Genomic DNA, 16525 nt, shown 5'->3' on the forward strand with positions numbered 1-16525 from the left:
GTCTAGAGTGAGAGCCAGCGCCTCGGGTTCTTGTCGCCCAGGGCGCGGGCCTCGCCGGGCTTGAGGCCCAGTTCGCGCATCCGGTAGGCGACGATCTCGCGCAGGGCCTCTACGGGCTCCTGGCCTTTGACGGGGCTGGAGGCGACGGAGCCGGCGTTCATCGCCAGGTCCACGGCCGCCCACTCGGCCTGGGCGCGATCCGACTTTCCGACAGCGAAGTAGTGGCGGACGGGCGTACGCTCACCCGCGACCTCGACCATCACGCCGATGACCCAGCCTTGAACGATGAGATCGGCGTCGGGGCGTTGGCGGAACATAGACGCGCATGTAGCGCCCGCATGGCCTCGCGGATAGGGCCTCTAGCCGATCAGCTGGAACGCCGCCTGACTGATCAGGCCCAGAACAAGCCAAGCCGAGACGCCCAGCGCGACGAGGGTGGCGCGCGACGCGCGACGGCGGCGATGAGCGGGATATAAACGCACGAACGACATATCAGCCTCCATGCTCCGCAACGTGAGCGGAAGGTTAACGTCGAACCTTCGCCTTGGTTCTCGCGCGTCACGGGAGTGTGAGATCGTCGCCATTCGGACAAAGAAAAAGGGCGGAGCCTCACGGCCCCGCCCTCGATCATTTCCTAGCGGTAGGCTGAACTTCTTAAATTAGAAGTCCATGTCGCCGCTCGGGATCGGCGTGCCGATCCCGATCTCCTTGGAAGATGGGCGACTTAATGGATTTCTCTTAGAAATCCATGTCGCCGCTCGGGATCGGCTGGCCGATCCCGATCTCTTTGAAAGATGGGCGACTTAATGGATTTCTCTTAGAAATCCATGTCGCCCATGCCGCCCGGCATGCCGCCGCCCGGAGCGCCACCGGCGTTCTTCTTCGGGGCTTCGACGATGGCGGCTTCCGTGGTGATCAGCAGGCCGGCCACCGAAGCGGCGTCTTGCAGAGCGGTGCGGACAACCTTGGCCGGGTCGATGACGCCGTCGGCGACCAGGTCGACATACTGTTCGGTCTGGGCGTTGAAGCCGAACGAGGCGCTGTCGTTTTCCAGGATCTTGCCGACCACGATCGAGCCTTCGACGCCGGCGTTCTCGGCGATCTGGCGGATCGGAGCCTGCAGGGCGCGACGGACGATCGCGATGCCGGCCGTCTGGTCATCATTGTCGCCGGTCAAGCCCGCCAGGGCCTTGGAGGCCTTCAGCAGAGCCGTGCCGCCGCCCGGGACGATGCCTTCATCGGCGGCCGCGCGGGTCGCGTTCAGGGCGTCGTCAACGCGGTCCTTCTTTTCCTTCACTTCGACTTCGGTCGAGCCGCCGACGCGGATGACCGCGACGCCGCCGGCCAGCTTGGCCAGACGCTCTTGCAGCTTTTCCTTGTCGTAGTCCGACGTGGTGTCTTCGATCTGGCGCTTGATCTGGGCGATACGGGCTTCGATCGCGTCCTTTTCACCAATGCCGTCCACGATCGTGGTGTCGTCCTTGGTGATCGAGACCTTCTTGGCCTTGCCGAGCATGTCGAGCGACACGTTCTCGAGCTTGATGCCCAGGTCTTCCGACACGACTTGAGCGCCGGTCAGGATGGCCAGGTCTTCCAGCATGGCCTTGCGGCGATCGCCGAAGCCCGGAGCCTTGACGGCGGCGACGCGCAGGCCGCCACGCAGCTTGTTGACGACCAGCGTGGCCAGGGCCTCGCCTTCGACGTCTTCAGCGATGATAACCAGCGGGCGGCCCGACTGGACGACGGCTTCCAGCACCGGCAGCAGCGGCTGCAGCGACGACAGCTTCTTTTCGAACAGCAGGATGAGCGGTTCTTCGAGCTGAACTTCCATCTTGTCGGCGTTGGTGATGAAGTACGGCGACAGGTAGCCGCGGTCGAACTGCATGCCTTCGACGACGTCGAGTTCGGTCTCGGCGGTCTTGGCTTCTTCGACGGTGATGACGCCTTCGTTGCCGACCTTGTCCATGGCGCGGGCGATCATGTCGCCCACTTCCTTGTCGCCGTTGGCCGAGATGGTGCCGACCTGGGCGATTTCAGCGTTGGTCGTGACCTTCTTCGACGACGACTTGATCTCGGCGACGACGATGGCGACGGCCTTGTCGATGCCGCGCTTCAGGTCCATCGGGTTCATGCCGGCGGCGACCGACTTCAGGCCTTCCTGGACGATGGCCTGGGCCAGGACCGTGGCGGTCGTGGTGCCGTCACCGGCCTTGTCGTTGGTCTTCGAGGCGACTTCGCGGATCATCTGCGCGCCGAGGTTCTCGAAACGGTCAGCCAGTTCGATTTCCTTGGCGACCGAGACGCCGTCCTTGGTCGAGCGCGGGGCGCCGAAGGACTTTTCGATCACGACGTTGCGGCCCTTGGGGCCCAGGGTCACCTTCACCGCGTTGGCGAGGATGTTGACGCCGCGCAGCATCTTGTCGCGCGCGTCCGAAGAGAAATAAACGTCTTTAGCGGCCATGTGTATGAGCCCTTCTAAAAGAGAAACTAGGGGTCGAAAGCGAAGAGGACGGAGGAGGGCTTAGGCCTCGACCACGCCCAGGACGTCGCTTTCCTTCATGATCAGGAGGTCCTGACCGTCGACCTTCACTTCCGTGCCCGACCACTTGCCGAACAGGATGCGGTCGCCAGCCTTCACGTCCAGAGCGACGACGTCGCCCTTGTCGTTACGCGCGCCGGGACCGACGGCGACGACTTCGCCTTCCTGCGGCTTTTCCTTGGCGGTGTCGGGGATGATGATCCCGCCCTTGGTCTTGGTTTCTTCTTCGACGCGCTTCACGAGGACGCGGTCGCCCAGGGGACGAAATTTCATGGGTGTTCTCCGTCGGAACGGTTTCAAATAAAGGCTGCGCTGGATCGGGGAGCGAGGCTGTTAGCAGTCGCTCCCATCGAGTGCCAACGCTGGGCGTGAGTTAGGCAGCGCGCTCGGTTGAGTCAAGGACAAGGCGGGCGAAGTTTTTGCGTCGCCCGCTCAAAGGGAGACCGCCGATGTTTGATCATATGGGGCTTGGGGTGAGTGATTTCACCCACTCGGCCGCCTTTTATGACGCCGCCTTGGCGCCGCTAGGCATCCGCCTGCTCTATGTCGTGCCCAAGGAATTCACCAACGGCGTCGATGTGGCGGGTTATGGCCGCGAGCGGCCGATGTTCTGGGTGTCCGGCCAGGACGCGACACGGGGCAAGCTCCACGTCGCCTTCGCCGCGGAAACCCGCGCTCAGGTGGACGCCTTTTACGAAGCGGCGCTGAAGGCTGGCGGAAAAGACAATGGTCCGCCCGGACTTCGCCCACATTACGATAAGGACTATTACGGCGCGTTCGTTCTGGACCCGGATGGCTTCAACGTCGAGGCTGTCTGCCGCGCGCCAGAATAAAGTCGAGACTAGCGGGAGTTCCAAGGCCTATGTCGAGCTACGTCCTGTCGCTGTTCCTGGCGGTCCTGGCCTGCGTCATCGGCGGGAGCCTTGGCGGTATGATCCTGGCCCGGCCGCAGACCATGCTGGGCCTGGCGGGACTGGCCGACGACGATACGCCCAAGCCGCCGCTGTTCGCCGAGGGCCGGGCCCTGGGCGGGGTGCTGATCGCCTCGCATGGCGTGGCGGCGCTCTATCTCGGATACCAGCCGCGCATCGGGGCGGCCATGGCCCTGGCCCTGGCCGTCGCCTGGCTGGGCGCGGCGGTGGGAAGGGCGATCTCGGCGGCGCTGGACGGCGAGGCCGGGCGCTACAACAGCGGCGCGATGGTGTTCAACGCCCTGATCGGCGTCACGCTAAGCTTGCCGTTCTTCAATATCGGCCGCGTGGTGCTGGAAGGCGCGCGACTGGCCTAAAGCGCCTGCTCGTGCGTGAGCAGCCAGCGCTTGCGATCTATCCCTCCGCCGTAGCCGGTCAACGCCCCGTTCATGCCGATCACCCGGTGGCAGGGCGCGACGATGCTGAGCGGGTTCGAGCCGTTGGCGTGGCCGGCGGCGCGGACCGCCGGCGGCCGCCCGGCGCGACGGGCAAGCTCCGAATAGGTGATGGTCTCGCCAGCCGGGATCCGCGTCAGGGCCGTCCACACCGCGTGCTGGAAAGCCGTGCCATTGGTGGCCCAGGCGAGGGTGTTCAGGGCGTCGAACTGGCCGGCGAAGTAGGCGGTGATGGCCTCGCGGATCGCGACCGGCGCGGCGCCAGGCTCGGGACGCAACGGGCCGTAGTGGGTCTTCAGCAGGCGGTTGAGGCGGTGTTCGTGGTCGTAGAAGTCCAGCGCCCGCAGAACCCCGTCCACATCGGTGACGATGAGCAGCTCGCCAATCGGCGAGGGCGCGTGGTCCAGGAACAGGCGAGCGGGGCGACTCATGGGGTGATCATCGCCGGCCGAGGCGAGGGTGTCCGCCCGTTTGTTGCTCGCTTCTCACCCTGTGGGAGAAGGTGGCCGCGAAGCGGTCGGATGAGGGGTTGATAGGCCTTACCGCCGCGCACGAAAAAGGGGCCGCTCGCGCGACCCCTCATCCGTCGACTGCGTCGACACCTTCTCCCGCAAGGGGAGAAGGAAAAACCTACCGGATCCCCGGCACGTGCAGGGCGGCTTCCTTCTCCGCTTTCTGCTTGTAAACGAGGTCGCCGTACTTGCCGTATTCCATGCGGGCGATCGTGCGCTGGTGCACCTCGTCCGGGCCGTCGGCCAGGCGCAGGGTGCGGATGCCGGCATAGGCCTTGGCCAGGCCGAAGTCAGTGGTGACGCCGCCGCCGCCGTGGGCCTGGATGGCGTCGTCGATGATCTTCAGGGCCAGGCGCGGGGCCGCGACCTTGATCATGGCGATCTCCAGACGAGCCGACTTGTTGCCGGCCTTGTCCATCATGTCGGCGGCCTTCAGGCACAGCAGGCGGCACATCTCGATGTCGATACGGGCGTCGGCGACGCGCTCTTCCCACACCGAGTGGTCGGAGACGTACTTGCCGAAGGCCTTGCGGCTCATCAGGCGCTTGCACATCTTTTCCAGCGCGACTTCCGCCGTGCCGATGGTGCGCATGCAGTGGTGGATACGGCCCGGGCCCAGGCGGCCCTGGGCGATCTCGAAGCCGCGGCCCTCGCCCAGCAGCAGGGCGTCCTCGATCGGCACGCGCACGTCCTTGAGAATGACCTCGGCGTGGCCGTGCGGGGCGTCGTCATAGCCGAACACCGGCAGCATGCGGACAATCTCGATGCCCGGCGCGTCCAGCGGCACCAGGACCTGGCTCTGCTGGGCGTGGCGGCTGGCGTTGTCGGGATCGGTCTTGCCCATGACGATGGCGACCTTGCAGCGCGGATCGCCCACGCCCGAGGACCACCACTTGCGGCCGTTGATCACATAGTGGTCGCCGTCGCGGACGATGGAAGTCTCGATATTGGTGGCGTCCGAGCTGGCCACCGCCGGCTCGGTCATCAGGAAGGCCGAACGAATCTCGCCGTTCATCAGCGGGCGCAGCCACTTTTCCTTCTGCGCCAGCGTGCCATAGCGCATCAGCACTTCCATGTTGCCGGTGTCGGGCGCCGAGCAGTTGAAGACTTCCGAGGCGAAGCCGACCTTGCCAAGCTGTTCGGCGATCAGGCTGTATTCCAGATTGGTCAGTTGCACGCCTTCGAACTGGAAGGTGTCGTCGACGTGCACCTGACCGCTGTGCGGCGGCATGAAGAAGTTCCACAGGCCGGCGGCCTTGGCTTTCGCCTTCAGTTCCTCGACGACCTGGACGACCTTCCAGCGCTCGGCGCCCAGGACGTTCATCTCGGCCTCGTAGACCGGGATCGCCGGTACGATGTGCTCGTCCATGAACGCGGTGACGCGGTCCAGGAAGGCGCGCTGCGTGGGGGAGATATCGAAGTCCATGGTCGTTTCCCTCTGCCCGGTTCTCAATGTGTCAAACGCTTGTTTGAAGTGTTTGTAGACCGGCTTTCCGCGGGCGGCAAGCGGGCAGGTGGGGACCGGCGCCGAGGGGGCTGTTCGAACTGGGTTGTCACGGCGGCGCTCGTGTCCGAAAACACGATCATGCTGAACCTGACCGCCGATACCTTGCAGGGCCGCTATGTGCGGCTTGAACCGATCACCATCGATCACCGCGAAGAGCTGCAGGGGGCCGTCGACTGCGATCCCGCCAGCTGGGAGATCATGTCGGTCAACGGCTGCGGCGAGGGCTTCGAGGACTTCTGGGGCGCGCTGCGGGGCGAGACCGACCGGGGCGAGCGTATCGGCTTCGCCATCCGCCGCCTGTCTGACGGCAAGGTGGTCGGCACTTCCAGCTACCTCAATATCCGCCGCCTGCATGGCGGGCTGGAGATCGGTTCGACCTTTCTCAATCCCGACGCGCGCTCGGGCCCGATCAACCCGGAGAGCAAGCGCCTCATGCTGGCCCACGCCTTCGAGAAGGCTGGCGCCATCCGTGTCGAGTTCAACATCGACGTCCGCAACGCCCGCAGCCAGGCCGCCGTCGGTAAGCTGGGGGCCAGCAAGGAAGGCGTGCTGCGCAACCACAAGGTCACCTGGACTGGCCACATCCGCGACACGGCGGTCTTCTCGATCACCGACTACGACTGGCCGGCGATCCGCGAACGGCTAGAATTCCGCCTCAGCGAAACGTTCGTCTAAAAAGGTTCCCAGGGGCGGAGAAATAAAACGACGTTAGCTCAACGGTTGTAACCGTTCACAAAGCTTCCGCCTCTAACGTCCTGTTCCATGACGGCCATCTGTTGCCTGCGCATCCTGTTCACCGTTGGCGAAAGTCAGCAGGGTGAAGTCCCCAAGCACAAGGCTCAGGGGGTAGCGGACGCGTTCCTGAAGGCCCGATGGCGTGCGCCGCGCAAGTGCGGAGCCGTGGCGCCTCTGGCCTTCGTCCTGGCCGACAACCGCGTCGAGACCCTCGACCCTACCGAAATGCAGGCCGTGGCGGCCGAGCTGGAGAAGGTGCTCTTCCCCGGGCGTCCGATCGGCCAGATCGCCTTGATGACCTTCGAGGGCGATGAGCAGGCCGTCCTGAAATTCGCGGCCCTGACCCAGGCTGAACTGGCGGGCCTGATGGCCGGTGAAGGCTATGAAGGCCCGGCCGGCCGCGTCCACGTGGTCACCGCCGATAGCGTCGAGCCCCGCCCCAGCACCCGGGCCGAGGCCAAGACCTTCGCCGAGGACAAGGCCAGCGCCAAGAAGCCGGGCCTGGCCGCCGCCACGACCGTGACGCCGGAACGTCCAGTTAAGGCCGCCGCCCCCGTCTCCGCCGCCCCCGCGGCGGAACCGGTCAAGCCGGTCGCCGCCCCGGCTCCGCCGCCTGTCGCCGCGGCCGTCGCGCCGGAACCGCCCAAGGCTCGGCCGGCCCCGCCGCCCAGCCTTGCCGCGGCCAAGGTCGCGGCCCCGCCGCCGCCGGCCCAGACCGGCTGGTGGGGCGTCTATGATCTGGCCCAGGGGGCCTTCGTCGGCTCGGCGATCGGCATGAGATCGGACCTGATTGGCCCGCCGCCAGAGGACGATGGCAAGCTGCTGAAGCGCGACCTGATCTGTCTGACCGACACCCAGGCCGTCCTCAAGGCCGCCCCCTTCGGCGAGATCCAGGCCCCGTTCGGGTTCTGGAACCTGACCACCCCGTCATCGCAGGAGGCCTATAAGAGCCGCCTCTCGCGTTATCCGCTGGACCATCAGCCGCGCCTGACCGCCACGATCTACGCCACGCCGCGCGAGGCCTCGATCGGCATGCTGCAGCAGATGCGCCTGTTCCTGAAGGGCAGCTTTTCGCGGATGGACGTCCAGGTCTGCGACCCGACCTTCCCGATCTCGGGCCTGCCGCACGAGCTGGTCGACAGCATCACCCTGGTGCTGAGCGGCGAAACCGAGCACGATCGGCTGAAGCAGATCCTCAAGTTCGTCGAGCGCAAGGCCGCCTACGTCGCCAAGGGCGTGGCCCAGGCCGCGGCCAATGTCTGCTCTGCGGTCGAGCTGGAAGCCTGCAAGGCGGGCGGGATCGCCTTCGTGCGCGGACCCGCCGTCACCGACCTGCTGGAAAAGCCGGTGGCCAGCGCCGACGGCGCGACCCTGGCGGCGGCCAACGCGGCCTGAAGCCCGGTCATTTTAGGGCATTGACCCTCACGCCGCGTCAGACCTGACTGGTTCTTCCATCGAAGAGGGAAGGTCACCAAGGGCACCGGATGAGCGTCTACACGGTCAAACAGATGGCGAAGCTGTCGGGCGTCTCGGTGCGGGCTCTGCACCACTACGACGCCATCGGCCTGCTGCGGCCTCGCGCCGTCGGGGCCAACGGCTATCGCTACTATGACCGCCAGGACCTGCTGCGCCTGCAGCAGATCCTGTTCCATCGCGCCCTGGAGACTCCGCTCAAGGACATCCAGGCCGCGCTGGACGACCCGGCCTTCGACCTCGCCGCCGCGCTTCGCGCCCATCGCGAACGCCTGGCGGCCGAGGCCGAACGCTACGCCAAGCTGGTGGACATCGTGGACCGCACCCTCGCCGACCTCAAAGGAGACGAGACGATGGAAGATAAAGAGATGTTCAAGGGATTCGACCCAGAGAAGCAGGCCAGGCACGAGGCCGAACTGGTCGAGCGCTACGGCGACGGCATGGCTGAGAAGATCGCCCATTCGAAGGCCGGCATGACGAGCTGGGGCAAGGGCGACTGGGCCGGCTTCCAGCAGGAAGGAGCGGCGATCGAGCACGACATGGCCAAGGCGCTTGGCCAGGGCCTGCCAGCCGACAGCGGCGCAGTCGCGGCGATCATGCGCCGCCACTGGGCCTGGATCGCCAAGTCCTGGAACCGCGAGCCCACCCCGGACGCGTTCACCGGGCTGGGGCGGCTCTATCTGGAGAATCCGGAGTTCACCGCCCGCTACGAAGCGATCGCGCCGGGGCTGACGGAGTATCTGGCCGAGGCGATGCGGGTGTTCGCTGAGAAGCGGGCGGCTTAGCGCCGCCCGAACAGCTTCTCGATATCGGCCAGCTTCAGCTCCACATAGGTCGGCCGGCCGTGGTTGCACTGGCCCGAGTGGGGCGTGGCTTCCATCTCGCGCAGGAGGGCGTTCATCTCGGCGCCGTTCAGGCGGCGGCCGGCGCGGACGCTGCCGTGGCAGGCCATGGTCGAGCAGACCTCTTCCAGCCGTTCCTTCAAAGCCAGGGCCTGGCCGTTCTCGGCCAGGTCGTCGGCGATGTCGCGGACCAGGGCGGCGGCGTCGGTCTTGCCCAGCAGGGCCGGCGTCTCGCGCACGAGGACCGCGCCGGGGCCAAAGCTCTCGATGACGAGACCCAGGCTGGCGAGATCCTCCGACCGGGCGACCACGCGCTCGGCCTCGGCGGGATCCAGGTCGACCACCTCGGGCAGCAGCAGGGTCTGGCGGGACACGCCGCCGGCGGCCATCTCGCCCTTCATGCGCTCATAGACCAGGCGCTCGTGAGCCGCGTGCTGGTCGACGATGACCATGCCGTCGCGGGTCTGGGCGACGATATAGGTCTCGTGCACCTGGGCCCGGGCCGCGCCCAGCGGGAAGTCGACGGGGTCGAACGGCGCGGCGGACGCGTAGTCCTGCGCCGGGCGATCCTCGAAGGCCACGGAGGTGTACGCCTCACGCACGACCTCGGCCAGTTCACCGCCGAAACCATTCGAGTAGCTGGGTTCCACGCGCGCCGAGACCTCGTTCAGCCCCGGCAGATCCATCGGACGCTGCGTCGGCGGCGTCCACCCGCCTTCGCGCCAGGCCGAGAAGCCGGCGGGCGAGGGGCCCCCTTGATAAGAATTGGGCTGATATCCCGAGAACGGGCTCTGCTGGGCGCGGATGCTGTCCAGGGCTTGCGTGGCGACCGTGGTCGAGGCGCGGTGGCCGGCGCCGGCCAGGGCGTGGCGCAGGGCCCCGACGATCAGGCCGCGTACCAGGGCGGGATCTCGGAAGCGGACCTCGGCCTTGGCGGGGTGGACGTTGACGTCGACCTCGCTGGTGTCGAGCGTCACATACAGCGCCGCCGTCGGGTGGCGGTCCCTCGCGAGAAAGTCGGCATAGGCGGCGCGCAGGGCGCCTTGCAGCAGGCGGTCGCGCACCGGGCGGCCATTGACGAACAGGTACTGGTGGGCGGCGTTGCCGCGATTATAGGTCGGCAGGCCCGCGAACCCCGACAGCCGCACGCCGTCGCGGACCTGGTCGATCTCGATGGCGTTGTCCTGGAAGTCGCGGCCCAGCACGGCCGCCAGGCGGGCCAGGCGTCCTTGCGGTCCCGGATGCTCGGGCGGCAGGCGCAGGATGCGGCGGCCATCGATGTCCAGCGAGAAGCCGATGCTCTCGTTGGCCATGGCCTGGCGCTTGATCTCTTCGGTGATCGCCAGGGCCTCGGCGCGCTCGGACTTCATGAACTTCAGGCGGGCGGGGGTGGCGTAGAAGAGATCGCGCACCTCGATCCGCGCCCCGTGCGGGCCTGGGAAGGCGGCCGGCGACACATCTCCGACCTGGCCGCCCTCGACCAGGATCGAATGGGCGTCGCTGGCCCCCTTGGCGCGCGAGCTGATGGTCAGCCGCGCCACCGAGCCGATAGACGGCAGGGCCTCGCCCCGGAAGCCCATGGTGTGTATCCGCAACAGGTCCCAGAGGCCGTCCTCGTCGGGGGCGAGCTTCGAGGTCGCGTGGCGCTCGATGGCCACGGGCAGTTCCTCCGCCGAGAGGCCGCAGCCGTCGTCGGCCACCAGGATGCGGGTCAGGCCGCCGCCATGGGCCTCGACCTCGATCCGCGTCGCGCCCGCGTCGATGGCGTTGTCGACCAGCTCCTTGATGGCGCTCGCGGGCCGTTCGACCACCTCGCCGGCGGCGATGCGGTTGACGGTCTCGGGCGGCAGGCGACGGATGGGCATCACTGGGACTTTCACGAGGCAGGCCGGAGCAGAAGCGCCAGCATTGCAACTCCTTAAGTTGACCGGACGAACCCCGATCAGCCAACGAAGAGGAGATCGCGAAGTTTAACGCGATTCCGCCGCCGTTCGAGGAAGACAGATAGTGACCCTTCGCCGTTTCGCCGCCGCCAGCCTCGCCCTTTCGCTGCTTTGCGGGGGATCGGCGCTGGCGCAGGCCCGCAATGAGGTCTCGGTCCATCAGACCGCGCCGGTCGACCTGCGCGCCGCGGATCCGGAAGGGTCCTTGGTCGAGGAACTGATCGTCAACGCCAAGCTGCCCGGCCCGGCCTGGTGGAAGGTGTCCGACGCCGACAGCACCGTCTACGTCCTGGCCATTCCGGCCCTGTCGCCCAGGAATTTGGCCTTCGACACTTCGGTGGTCGAGCGTCGCCTGGAGGGCGCCAATCGCCTGATCATGGCGCCGGAGCCGGACGTCAGCGTGGTGCGGATCATCGCTCTGGCCCTGGGCGGCCGACGCTATTTCCTGACCGACAAGCCGATGCGCGACACCCTGCCGCCCGAGCTGCGCGCCCGCCTGGAGAAGCGCCTGGCCGACAGCGGCGAGAAGCTCGACAGCATGGACGACATCAAGCCGGCCTTCGCCGGTTTCTTGGTCACGAGCATGAAGAAGGGCGGCGGCTCGATCAGCATCCAGGGCGGCGGCGTCGCCGACAAGATCGAGGAGATCGCCAAGAAGGGCGACCTGAAGAAGCGGCCACGGATCCAGAAGCTGGAAGGCTACGACGTGATCGACGCCCTGAAGTCGGTCGGCTCGCTGCCCAAGCCGATGCAGGAGTTCTGCCTGGACGCGGGCCTGCGCGAGGCCGAGGCGGGCGGCTCAAGGGTCGCCGAGACCGCCGAGACGGCCCAGCGTTGGGCGACGGGCGACGTGGTCAAGCTGGCGGCGGCCGATCGCGGCTACCAGGCCTGCCTGTCGGCGACGCCGGGCGTGGCCTCGGAGATCCGCAAGACCATCGACCGCTCGACCAAGGCCATTGAGCAGGCGCTGAAGACGCCCGGCAAGTCGGTGGCGCTGGTCAACTTCCGGCCGTTGCTGTCGGAGGAGGGCGTCTTGGTCAAGCTGAAGGCCAAGGGCTACACGATCACCACGCCTGGCGACGTACAGCCCTAAACGAAAACGGCCCGGAACCGCGAGGCTCCGGGCCGTTCGAATCTCTGACGCCGTCGGAGCCTTAGAGGCCCGGCAGCTTGATACCGGTCTTCTTCTCGCGGGTAATGACCACGCCACCGGCGCCCACCAGCTTCTTCAGACGGGCTTCCTCGGCGGCGGCGTCGACTTCGGCCGGGGCGTTGGCGCCCGACTCGGCGGCGGTAGCGACGTTCGTCGTCTTGGGCTGGCCCTTCTTCCAGAACATCACCTTGCTGGCGAAGCTCTCGTCCTTGTGGGCCAGGTCGCCGTTCTCGTCGTCGACCACGAAGCGGATCAGCGGATCGGCCTTGTCGGTGCCGGCGCGGGCGACCAGCAGCTTTTCGCCTTCCGAACGACCGGCGGCGTTGCTCTGGCCGATCAGGGCGGCGCGAGCGGCGCTTTCCGGCTGCAGTTCCTGCGGACGCGGCTCGCCGGGCGCCGGCGGGCGCAGGGCGTAGTCCGGCGGCACGGCCAGCGGAGCCTTGCTGACGACGCGGAATTCGTCGGGAACCACCTTGTTCATGCCCAGGGCTTTCTGGGTCGAGGTGCAGCCGGCCAGACCGATAACGGCCACGGCGGTCAGGGCGCTCACGGTCGCGACCCGATTGAAACTCATCAAACCATGCTCCAGCAGGCCGACCCCCGGCCCAAATTTTGGACGCTCTCGATACGACATCCTCGCCCGGGCGCCAATCTCCCACGCGAATGCGGCGTCATTCCGTCAAAAGGCCCTGGCGTCTTAAGTCTCTGTCGGCTCGACCAGCTTCTTCTCGCCATAGAGAAAGCTGTCGATCAGGAGCAGGGCCACCCCGATGTTGATCGCCGAGTCGGCGACGTTAAAAACCCAAGGGAAGTTCAGGCGCGAGACGTCGATGAAGTCGACGACATAGCCATACAGCACCCGGTCGATCAGGTTGTTGCCGATCGCCGCGCCGATGATCATGCCGACACCGAGGGCGGGCAGCAGCTTGGTGGCCTTGCGCGCCCACCACGACAGCCCGATCACCACCAGGAGCGAAAAGCCGATCAGCAGCCAGCGGCCCCAGTCGTGGTCGCGCAGCAGGCCAAAGCTCATGCCGTAGTTGTGGACCATGGTCAGGTGCAGCGGACCGACGGCATGTACCGAAGAGCCCTGCTCGCGGCCGAGGAGGCCCAGGACCCAGAGCTTGGAGATCTGGTCCAGAACCAGGGTGGCGGCGGCGACGGCGTAGGCGGTCCAGCCGAGGCGGGTGATTTTCAGTGACGACAAGCTCATCCATCCATCTTGCACCCTCTCCCATGGGGAGAGGAGGGACCCGCCGCGCAGCGGTGGGAGGTGAGGGGTTTCACCGGTAGCCGGCGTGCCGGCACGCCGTCAAACCTCGTAACCCCTCACCCCTACCCCTCTCCCTATGGGAGAGGGAGGTTTCAGCCGTGCGTCGCGTCCCAGTACGCCACGGCTTCAGCGTCGCGAAGGCTAAGCTCCGGATAGCGGGGATCGGTTCCCACCTCCGGCAGGATGCGCCACGAGCGGGCGCACTTGTTTCCTTCGGCCAGCTTCGGATCCACCGACACGCCATTGACCTCTTCGGTCGTGAACGCGCCGCCTTCACCGGTGACCAGGGTCGCGGCGGATGTGCGGAACACCTCGGCGGCGTCCAGGCCGTCGAAGGCGGCCAGCAGGTCGGCGTCGGCGACGTGGACCACCGGCGAGGCTTCCAGCGCCGAGCCGATGCGCTTTTCGCGGCGTTCGACTTCCAGGGCGCCAGTCACCACCGACATCACGGTCTCGACCTTGGCCCAGCGGGCGGCCTCGGCGTCGTTGCGCCATTCCACCGGCGTCGCCGGGATCACCCGCAGGCTGTTGGAGCCCGCCTCGGGGAAGCGCGTCTGCCACGCCTCTTCCATGGTGAAGCTGGTCAGGGGCGACAGCCAGATGGTCAGGCGCTCGAACACATAGTCCAGCACCGTGCGATAGGCCCGGCGACGCAAGGCGTTGGGCGCGTCGCAATAGAGGCTGTCCTTGCGGATGTCGAAGAACAGGGTCGACAGGTCGCCCTGGCAGAACTCGATCAGCGGCCGCGTCACGTCGGCGAAGCGATAGGCCTCGTAGGCGGCGCGCACCTGGCCATCCAGTTCCCACAGGCGGTGCAGGATGTACTTCTCCAGCGGCGGGAAGTCGGCGTAGTCGGTGACCCGCTCGGCCTCGTCGAAGCCGGCCAGGGCGCCCAGCAGGTAGCGCGTGGTGTTGCGCAGCTTGCGATAGGCGTCGGTTGTCGTGGCCAGGATGGTCTTGCCGATCCGCTGGTCTTCCGAATAGTCGACCATCGCCGCCCACAGACGAAGGATCTCGGCGCCGCTTTCCTTGGTGATGGTCTGCGGCTCGACGGTGTTGCCCTTGGACTTGGACATCTTCTCGCCGTTCTCGTCCTGGGTGAACCCGTGGGTGAGAACCGCCTTGTAGGGCGCGCGGCCGCGGGTGCCGCAGCCTTCGAGAAGCGACGACTGGAACCAGCCGCGATGCTGGTCCGAGCCTTCCAGATACAGGTCCGCCGGCCAGTGGCTGTCGGCGCGGCCCTCGATGGTGAAGGCGTGGGTGCAGCCCGAGTCGAACCAGACATCCAGGATGTCGCCGACCTTCTCGTACTGGGCCGCGTCATGGGCCTCGCCCAGGAAGTCGGCGTCGGGACGCGAGAACCAGGCGTCGGCCCCGCCCTCGCGGATGGCCGCCAGGATGCGGGCGTTGACGGCCTCGTCCATCAGCGGCGCGCCGGTCTCCTTGTCGACGAACATGGCCAGGGGCGTGCCCCAGGCGCGCTGGCGGCTGACCAGCCAGTCGGGACGCGTCTCGACCATCGAGCCGATGCGGTTGCGGCCCGCGTCGGGGTGGAAGGCGGTGTCGGCGATGGCCTGGATCGCCGTCTCGCGCAGGGTCTGTCCGCTATCCAGCGGCTGATCCATGCGGATGAACCACTGCGGCGTGTTGCGGAAGATGATCGGGGCCTTGGAGCGCCAGCTGTGCGGATAGCTGTGCTCGACCCGGCCGCGCGCCAGCAGGTTTCCGGCCTCGATCAGCTTCTCCATCACCGCGCCGTTGGCGGGACCGAACTTGCCGGCCTTCTTGCCCTCGGTCTCGATGACCTTCAGACCCGCGAACAGCGGGACGTGCGGGAAATAGGCGCCGTCGGGGTCGACGGTGTCGGGGATGGAGTCCAGCGCGTAGCCGCTCTTCAGCCAGACCAGATAGTCATCCGCGCCGTGGCCCGGGGCGGTGTGGACGAAGCCGGTGCCGGCGTCGTCGGTGACGTGATCGCCAGCCAGCAGCGGCACGTCGAAGCCGAAGCCCTCATCGAACTGGGCCAGCGGGTGGGCGCAGATCAGGCCTGTGGGATCGACGGGCTCGATCCGGCGCCAGGTCGCGACCTTGGCGGCCTTGCGGACGTCCTCGGCCAGCTTGTCGGCGATGATCAGGCGGTCTCCGGCCTTAGACCACGGCGCGAACTCGAGGTTCTCCTCCATGGCCTCCACCTCATAGAGGCCGTACTCGACCTTGGGGTTGAAGCTGATGGCGCGGTTGGCTGGGATGGTCCAGGGGGTGGTGGTCCAGATCACGACGCTGGCGTCGTTGGGGGCCAGGCGGAAGACATTGTCGCCGGCCGGATTGCCCGACAGCGCATAGTGCTCCTCGTCATAGACCTTGACCGGGAACTTCACCCAGATCGTCGGGCTCACATGGTCGTGGTACTCGATCTCCGCATCCGCCAGGGCCGTGCGCTCGACGGGGCTCCACATCACCGGCTTGGAGCCGCGATAGAGTTGGCCCGAGGCCGCGAACTTGTGGAACTCGGCGACGATCGTGGCTTCGCTGGTGAAGTCCATGGTGGCGTAGCGGTTCCACCAGTCGCCCAGGATCCCTAAGCGCTGGAACTCGGTCTTCTGGGCCTCGACCCAGCCGCCGGCATATTCGCGGCAGCGGGTGCGGAACTCCTCGGCCGGGACCTCGTCCTTGCGGCGGCCCTTGGCGCGGAACTCTTCCTCGATCTTCCATTCGATCGGCAGGCCGTGGCAGTCCCAGCCGGGCACGTAGTCGACGTCGTAGCCCAGGGCGAAGCGCGAGCGGACCACGAAGTCCTTCAGCGTCTTGTTCAGGGCATGGCCGATGTGGATGGCGCCATTGGCGTAGGGCGGGCCGTCGTGCAGCACGAACAGCGGGGCGCCGTCGGCCTGACGCTTGGCGCGGACAGCACCGTACAGGCCCTTGGGCGAGAGGGCGGCCCAGCCCTCCAGGATCTCGGGCTCCTTCTTGGGCAGGCCCCCGCGCATCGGGAACGGAGTGTCGGGAAGGAAGACGGTTTCGCGATAGTCGCGGGCGGTCGTGGCGTCGTCGGCCATGGAAGAGGTGTCCGGCTTGAAGGTATCGGAAGAGGGCGGGAAAACCCGGCGCGCGCTGGAGGTCGTCCGGCGGCGTCACGCCGGGCGGATAATTCGCGAAATCTTCCGAACGAAATTCATGGCCAG

The 16525-nt window shown here is 67.0% G+C and carries 16 protein-coding genes; 6 read left to right on the forward strand and 10 right to left on the reverse strand.

What is annotated here, in order from left to right:
- Window positions 1-2 precede the first annotated feature (2 nt).
- The 4 genes from ACW175_RS02520 to groES form a co-directional block, all read right to left on the reverse strand.
- Window positions 3-317 (reverse strand): hypothetical protein, encoded by a 315-nt coding sequence (locus ACW175_RS02520; RefSeq protein WP_492103098.1) that lies wholly within the window; start codon window positions 315-317, stop codon window positions 3-5.
- Between the two features lie 42 nt (window positions 318-359).
- Window positions 360-491: a hypothetical protein gene (locus tag ACW175_RS02525; protein WP_492103099.1), complete on the reverse strand. Its 132-nt coding sequence runs from the start codon at window positions 489-491 to the stop codon at window positions 360-362.
- Between the two features lie 326 nt (window positions 492-817).
- The gene (groL, locus tag ACW175_RS02530; RefSeq protein WP_492103100.1) at window positions 818-2461 is read right to left on the reverse strand and encodes a chaperonin GroEL; all 1644 of its coding nucleotides are present in this window, start codon (window positions 2459-2461) and stop codon (window positions 818-820) included.
- Window positions 2462-2521: 60 nt separating this feature from the next.
- A complete protein-coding gene (groES, locus tag ACW175_RS02535) occupies window positions 2522-2812 on the reverse strand; it encodes a co-chaperone GroES (RefSeq protein WP_010918572.1) in 291 nt (96 codons plus the stop codon).
- 176 nt (window positions 2813-2988) lie between these two features.
- Between groES and ACW175_RS02540 the strand changes: the two genes are divergently transcribed.
- Both ACW175_RS02540 and ACW175_RS02545 read left to right on the forward strand, forming a co-directional pair.
- Window positions 2989-3372 (forward strand): VOC family protein, encoded by a 384-nt coding sequence (locus ACW175_RS02540; protein ID WP_492103101.1) that lies wholly within the window; start codon window positions 2989-2991, stop codon window positions 3370-3372.
- Window positions 3373-3401: 29 nt separating this feature from the next.
- Window positions 3402-3827 carry a DUF4345 family protein gene (locus ACW175_RS02545; protein WP_492103102.1) on the forward strand — a complete coding sequence of 142 codons (426 nt, stop codon included), beginning with the start codon at window positions 3402-3404 and terminating at the stop codon, window positions 3825-3827.
- Here the strand turns inward: ACW175_RS02545 and ACW175_RS02550 are convergent.
- Both ACW175_RS02550 and ACW175_RS02555 read right to left on the reverse strand, forming a co-directional pair.
- Window positions 3824-4336: a methylated-DNA--[protein]-cysteine S-methyltransferase gene (locus ACW175_RS02550; RefSeq protein WP_492103103.1), complete on the reverse strand. Its 513-nt coding sequence runs from the start codon at window positions 4334-4336 to the stop codon at window positions 3824-3826. The genes ACW175_RS02545 and ACW175_RS02550 overlap by 4 nt on opposite strands.
- A 199-nt stretch (window positions 4337-4535) precedes the next feature.
- Window positions 4536-5843 carry an acyl-CoA dehydrogenase family protein gene (locus ACW175_RS02555; protein WP_492103104.1) on the reverse strand — a complete coding sequence of 436 codons (1308 nt, stop codon included), beginning with the start codon at window positions 5841-5843 and terminating at the stop codon, window positions 4536-4538.
- 159 nt (window positions 5844-6002) lie between these two features.
- On the opposite strand from ACW175_RS02555, the gene ACW175_RS02560 reads away from it, so the two are divergent.
- From ACW175_RS02560 to ACW175_RS02570, 3 genes are all read left to right on the forward strand, one after another.
- Window positions 6003-6599, forward strand: coding sequence for a GNAT family N-acetyltransferase (locus ACW175_RS02560; RefSeq protein WP_492104880.1), 597 nt, complete (start codon window positions 6003-6005; stop codon window positions 6597-6599).
- Window positions 6600-6686: 87 nt separating this feature from the next.
- Window positions 6687-8054, forward strand: coding sequence for a hypothetical protein (locus ACW175_RS02565; RefSeq protein ID WP_492103105.1), 1368 nt, complete (start codon window positions 6687-6689; stop codon window positions 8052-8054).
- A gap of 89 nt (window positions 8055-8143) precedes the next feature.
- Window positions 8144-8917, forward strand: a complete 774-nt coding sequence (locus ACW175_RS02570) for a MerR family transcriptional regulator (RefSeq protein WP_492103106.1) — start codon at window positions 8144-8146, stop codon at window positions 8915-8917.
- Here the strand turns inward: ACW175_RS02570 and mutL are convergent.
- The gene (gene mutL, locus ACW175_RS02575; RefSeq protein ID WP_492103107.1) at window positions 8914-10839 is read right to left on the reverse strand and encodes a DNA mismatch repair endonuclease MutL; all 1926 of its coding nucleotides are present in this window, start codon (window positions 10837-10839) and stop codon (window positions 8914-8916) included. The two genes, ACW175_RS02570 and mutL, sit on opposite strands and share 4 nt — an antisense overlap.
- Window positions 10840-10981: 142 nt before the next feature.
- Between mutL and ACW175_RS02580 the strand changes: the two genes are divergently transcribed.
- Window positions 10982-12010 carry a TraB/GumN family protein gene (locus ACW175_RS02580; protein ID WP_492103108.1) on the forward strand — a complete coding sequence of 343 codons (1029 nt, stop codon included), beginning with the start codon at window positions 10982-10984 and terminating at the stop codon, window positions 12008-12010.
- 61 nt (window positions 12011-12071) lie between these two features.
- On the opposite strand, the gene ACW175_RS02585 is transcribed toward ACW175_RS02580, so the two are convergent.
- From ACW175_RS02585 to ileS, 3 genes are all read right to left on the reverse strand, one after another.
- Window positions 12072-12644, reverse strand: a complete 573-nt coding sequence (locus ACW175_RS02585) for a DUF3035 domain-containing protein (RefSeq protein ID WP_492103109.1) — start codon at window positions 12642-12644, stop codon at window positions 12072-12074.
- Between the two features lie 123 nt (window positions 12645-12767).
- A complete protein-coding gene (lspA, locus tag ACW175_RS02590) occupies window positions 12768-13277 on the reverse strand; it encodes a signal peptidase II (protein WP_492104881.1) in 510 nt (169 codons plus the stop codon).
- 158 nt (window positions 13278-13435) lie between these two features.
- Window positions 13436-16399 carry an isoleucine--tRNA ligase gene (ileS, locus tag ACW175_RS02595; RefSeq protein ID WP_492103110.1) on the reverse strand — a complete coding sequence of 988 codons (2964 nt, stop codon included), beginning with the start codon at window positions 16397-16399 and terminating at the stop codon, window positions 13436-13438.
- Between the last annotated feature and the right edge of the window lie 126 nt (window positions 16400-16525).

Source organism: Caulobacter sp. FV1ye6ST (assembly GCF_058681225.1).

Bases quoted from the DNA above. Each gene is read 5' to 3' on its own strand.
- ACW175_RS02520 (WP_492103098.1), bottom strand. From the start codon at position 317: ATGTTCCGCCAACGCCCCGACGCCGATCTCATCGTTCAAGGCTGGGTC.
- ACW175_RS02525 (WP_492103099.1), bottom strand. From the start codon at position 491: ATGTCGTTCGTGCGTTTATATCCCGCTCATCGCCGCCGTCGCGCGTCG.
- groL (WP_492103100.1), bottom strand. From the start codon at position 2,461: ATGGCCGCTAAAGACGTTTATTTCTCTTCGGACGCGCGCGACAAGATG.
- groES (WP_010918572.1), bottom strand. From the start codon at position 2,812: ATGAAATTTCGTCCCCTGGGCGACCGCGTCCTCGTGAAGCGCGTCGAA.
- ACW175_RS02540 (WP_492103101.1), top strand. From the start codon at position 2,989: ATGTTTGATCATATGGGGCTTGGGGTGAGTGATTTCACCCACTCGGCC.
- ACW175_RS02545 (WP_492103102.1), top strand. From the start codon at position 3,402: ATGTCGAGCTACGTCCTGTCGCTGTTCCTGGCGGTCCTGGCCTGCGTC.
- ACW175_RS02550 (WP_492103103.1), bottom strand. From the start codon at position 4,336: ATGAGTCGCCCCGCTCGCCTGTTCCTGGACCACGCGCCCTCGCCGATT.
- ACW175_RS02555 (WP_492103104.1), bottom strand. From the start codon at position 5,843: ATGGACTTCGATATCTCCCCCACGCAGCGCGCCTTCCTGGACCGCGTC.
- ACW175_RS02560 (WP_492104880.1), top strand. From the start codon at position 6,003: ATGCTGAACCTGACCGCCGATACCTTGCAGGGCCGCTATGTGCGGCTT.
- ACW175_RS02565 (WP_492103105.1), top strand. From the start codon at position 6,687: ATGACGGCCATCTGTTGCCTGCGCATCCTGTTCACCGTTGGCGAAAGT.
- ACW175_RS02570 (WP_492103106.1), top strand. From the start codon at position 8,144: ATGAGCGTCTACACGGTCAAACAGATGGCGAAGCTGTCGGGCGTCTCG.
- mutL (WP_492103107.1), bottom strand. From the start codon at position 10,839: ATGCCCATCCGTCGCCTGCCGCCCGAGACCGTCAACCGCATCGCCGCC.
- ACW175_RS02585 (WP_492103109.1), bottom strand. From the start codon at position 12,644: ATGAGTTTCAATCGGGTCGCGACCGTGAGCGCCCTGACCGCCGTGGCC.
- ileS (WP_492103110.1), bottom strand. From the start codon at position 16,399: ATGGCCGACGACGCCACGACCGCCCGCGACTATCGCGAAACCGTCTTC.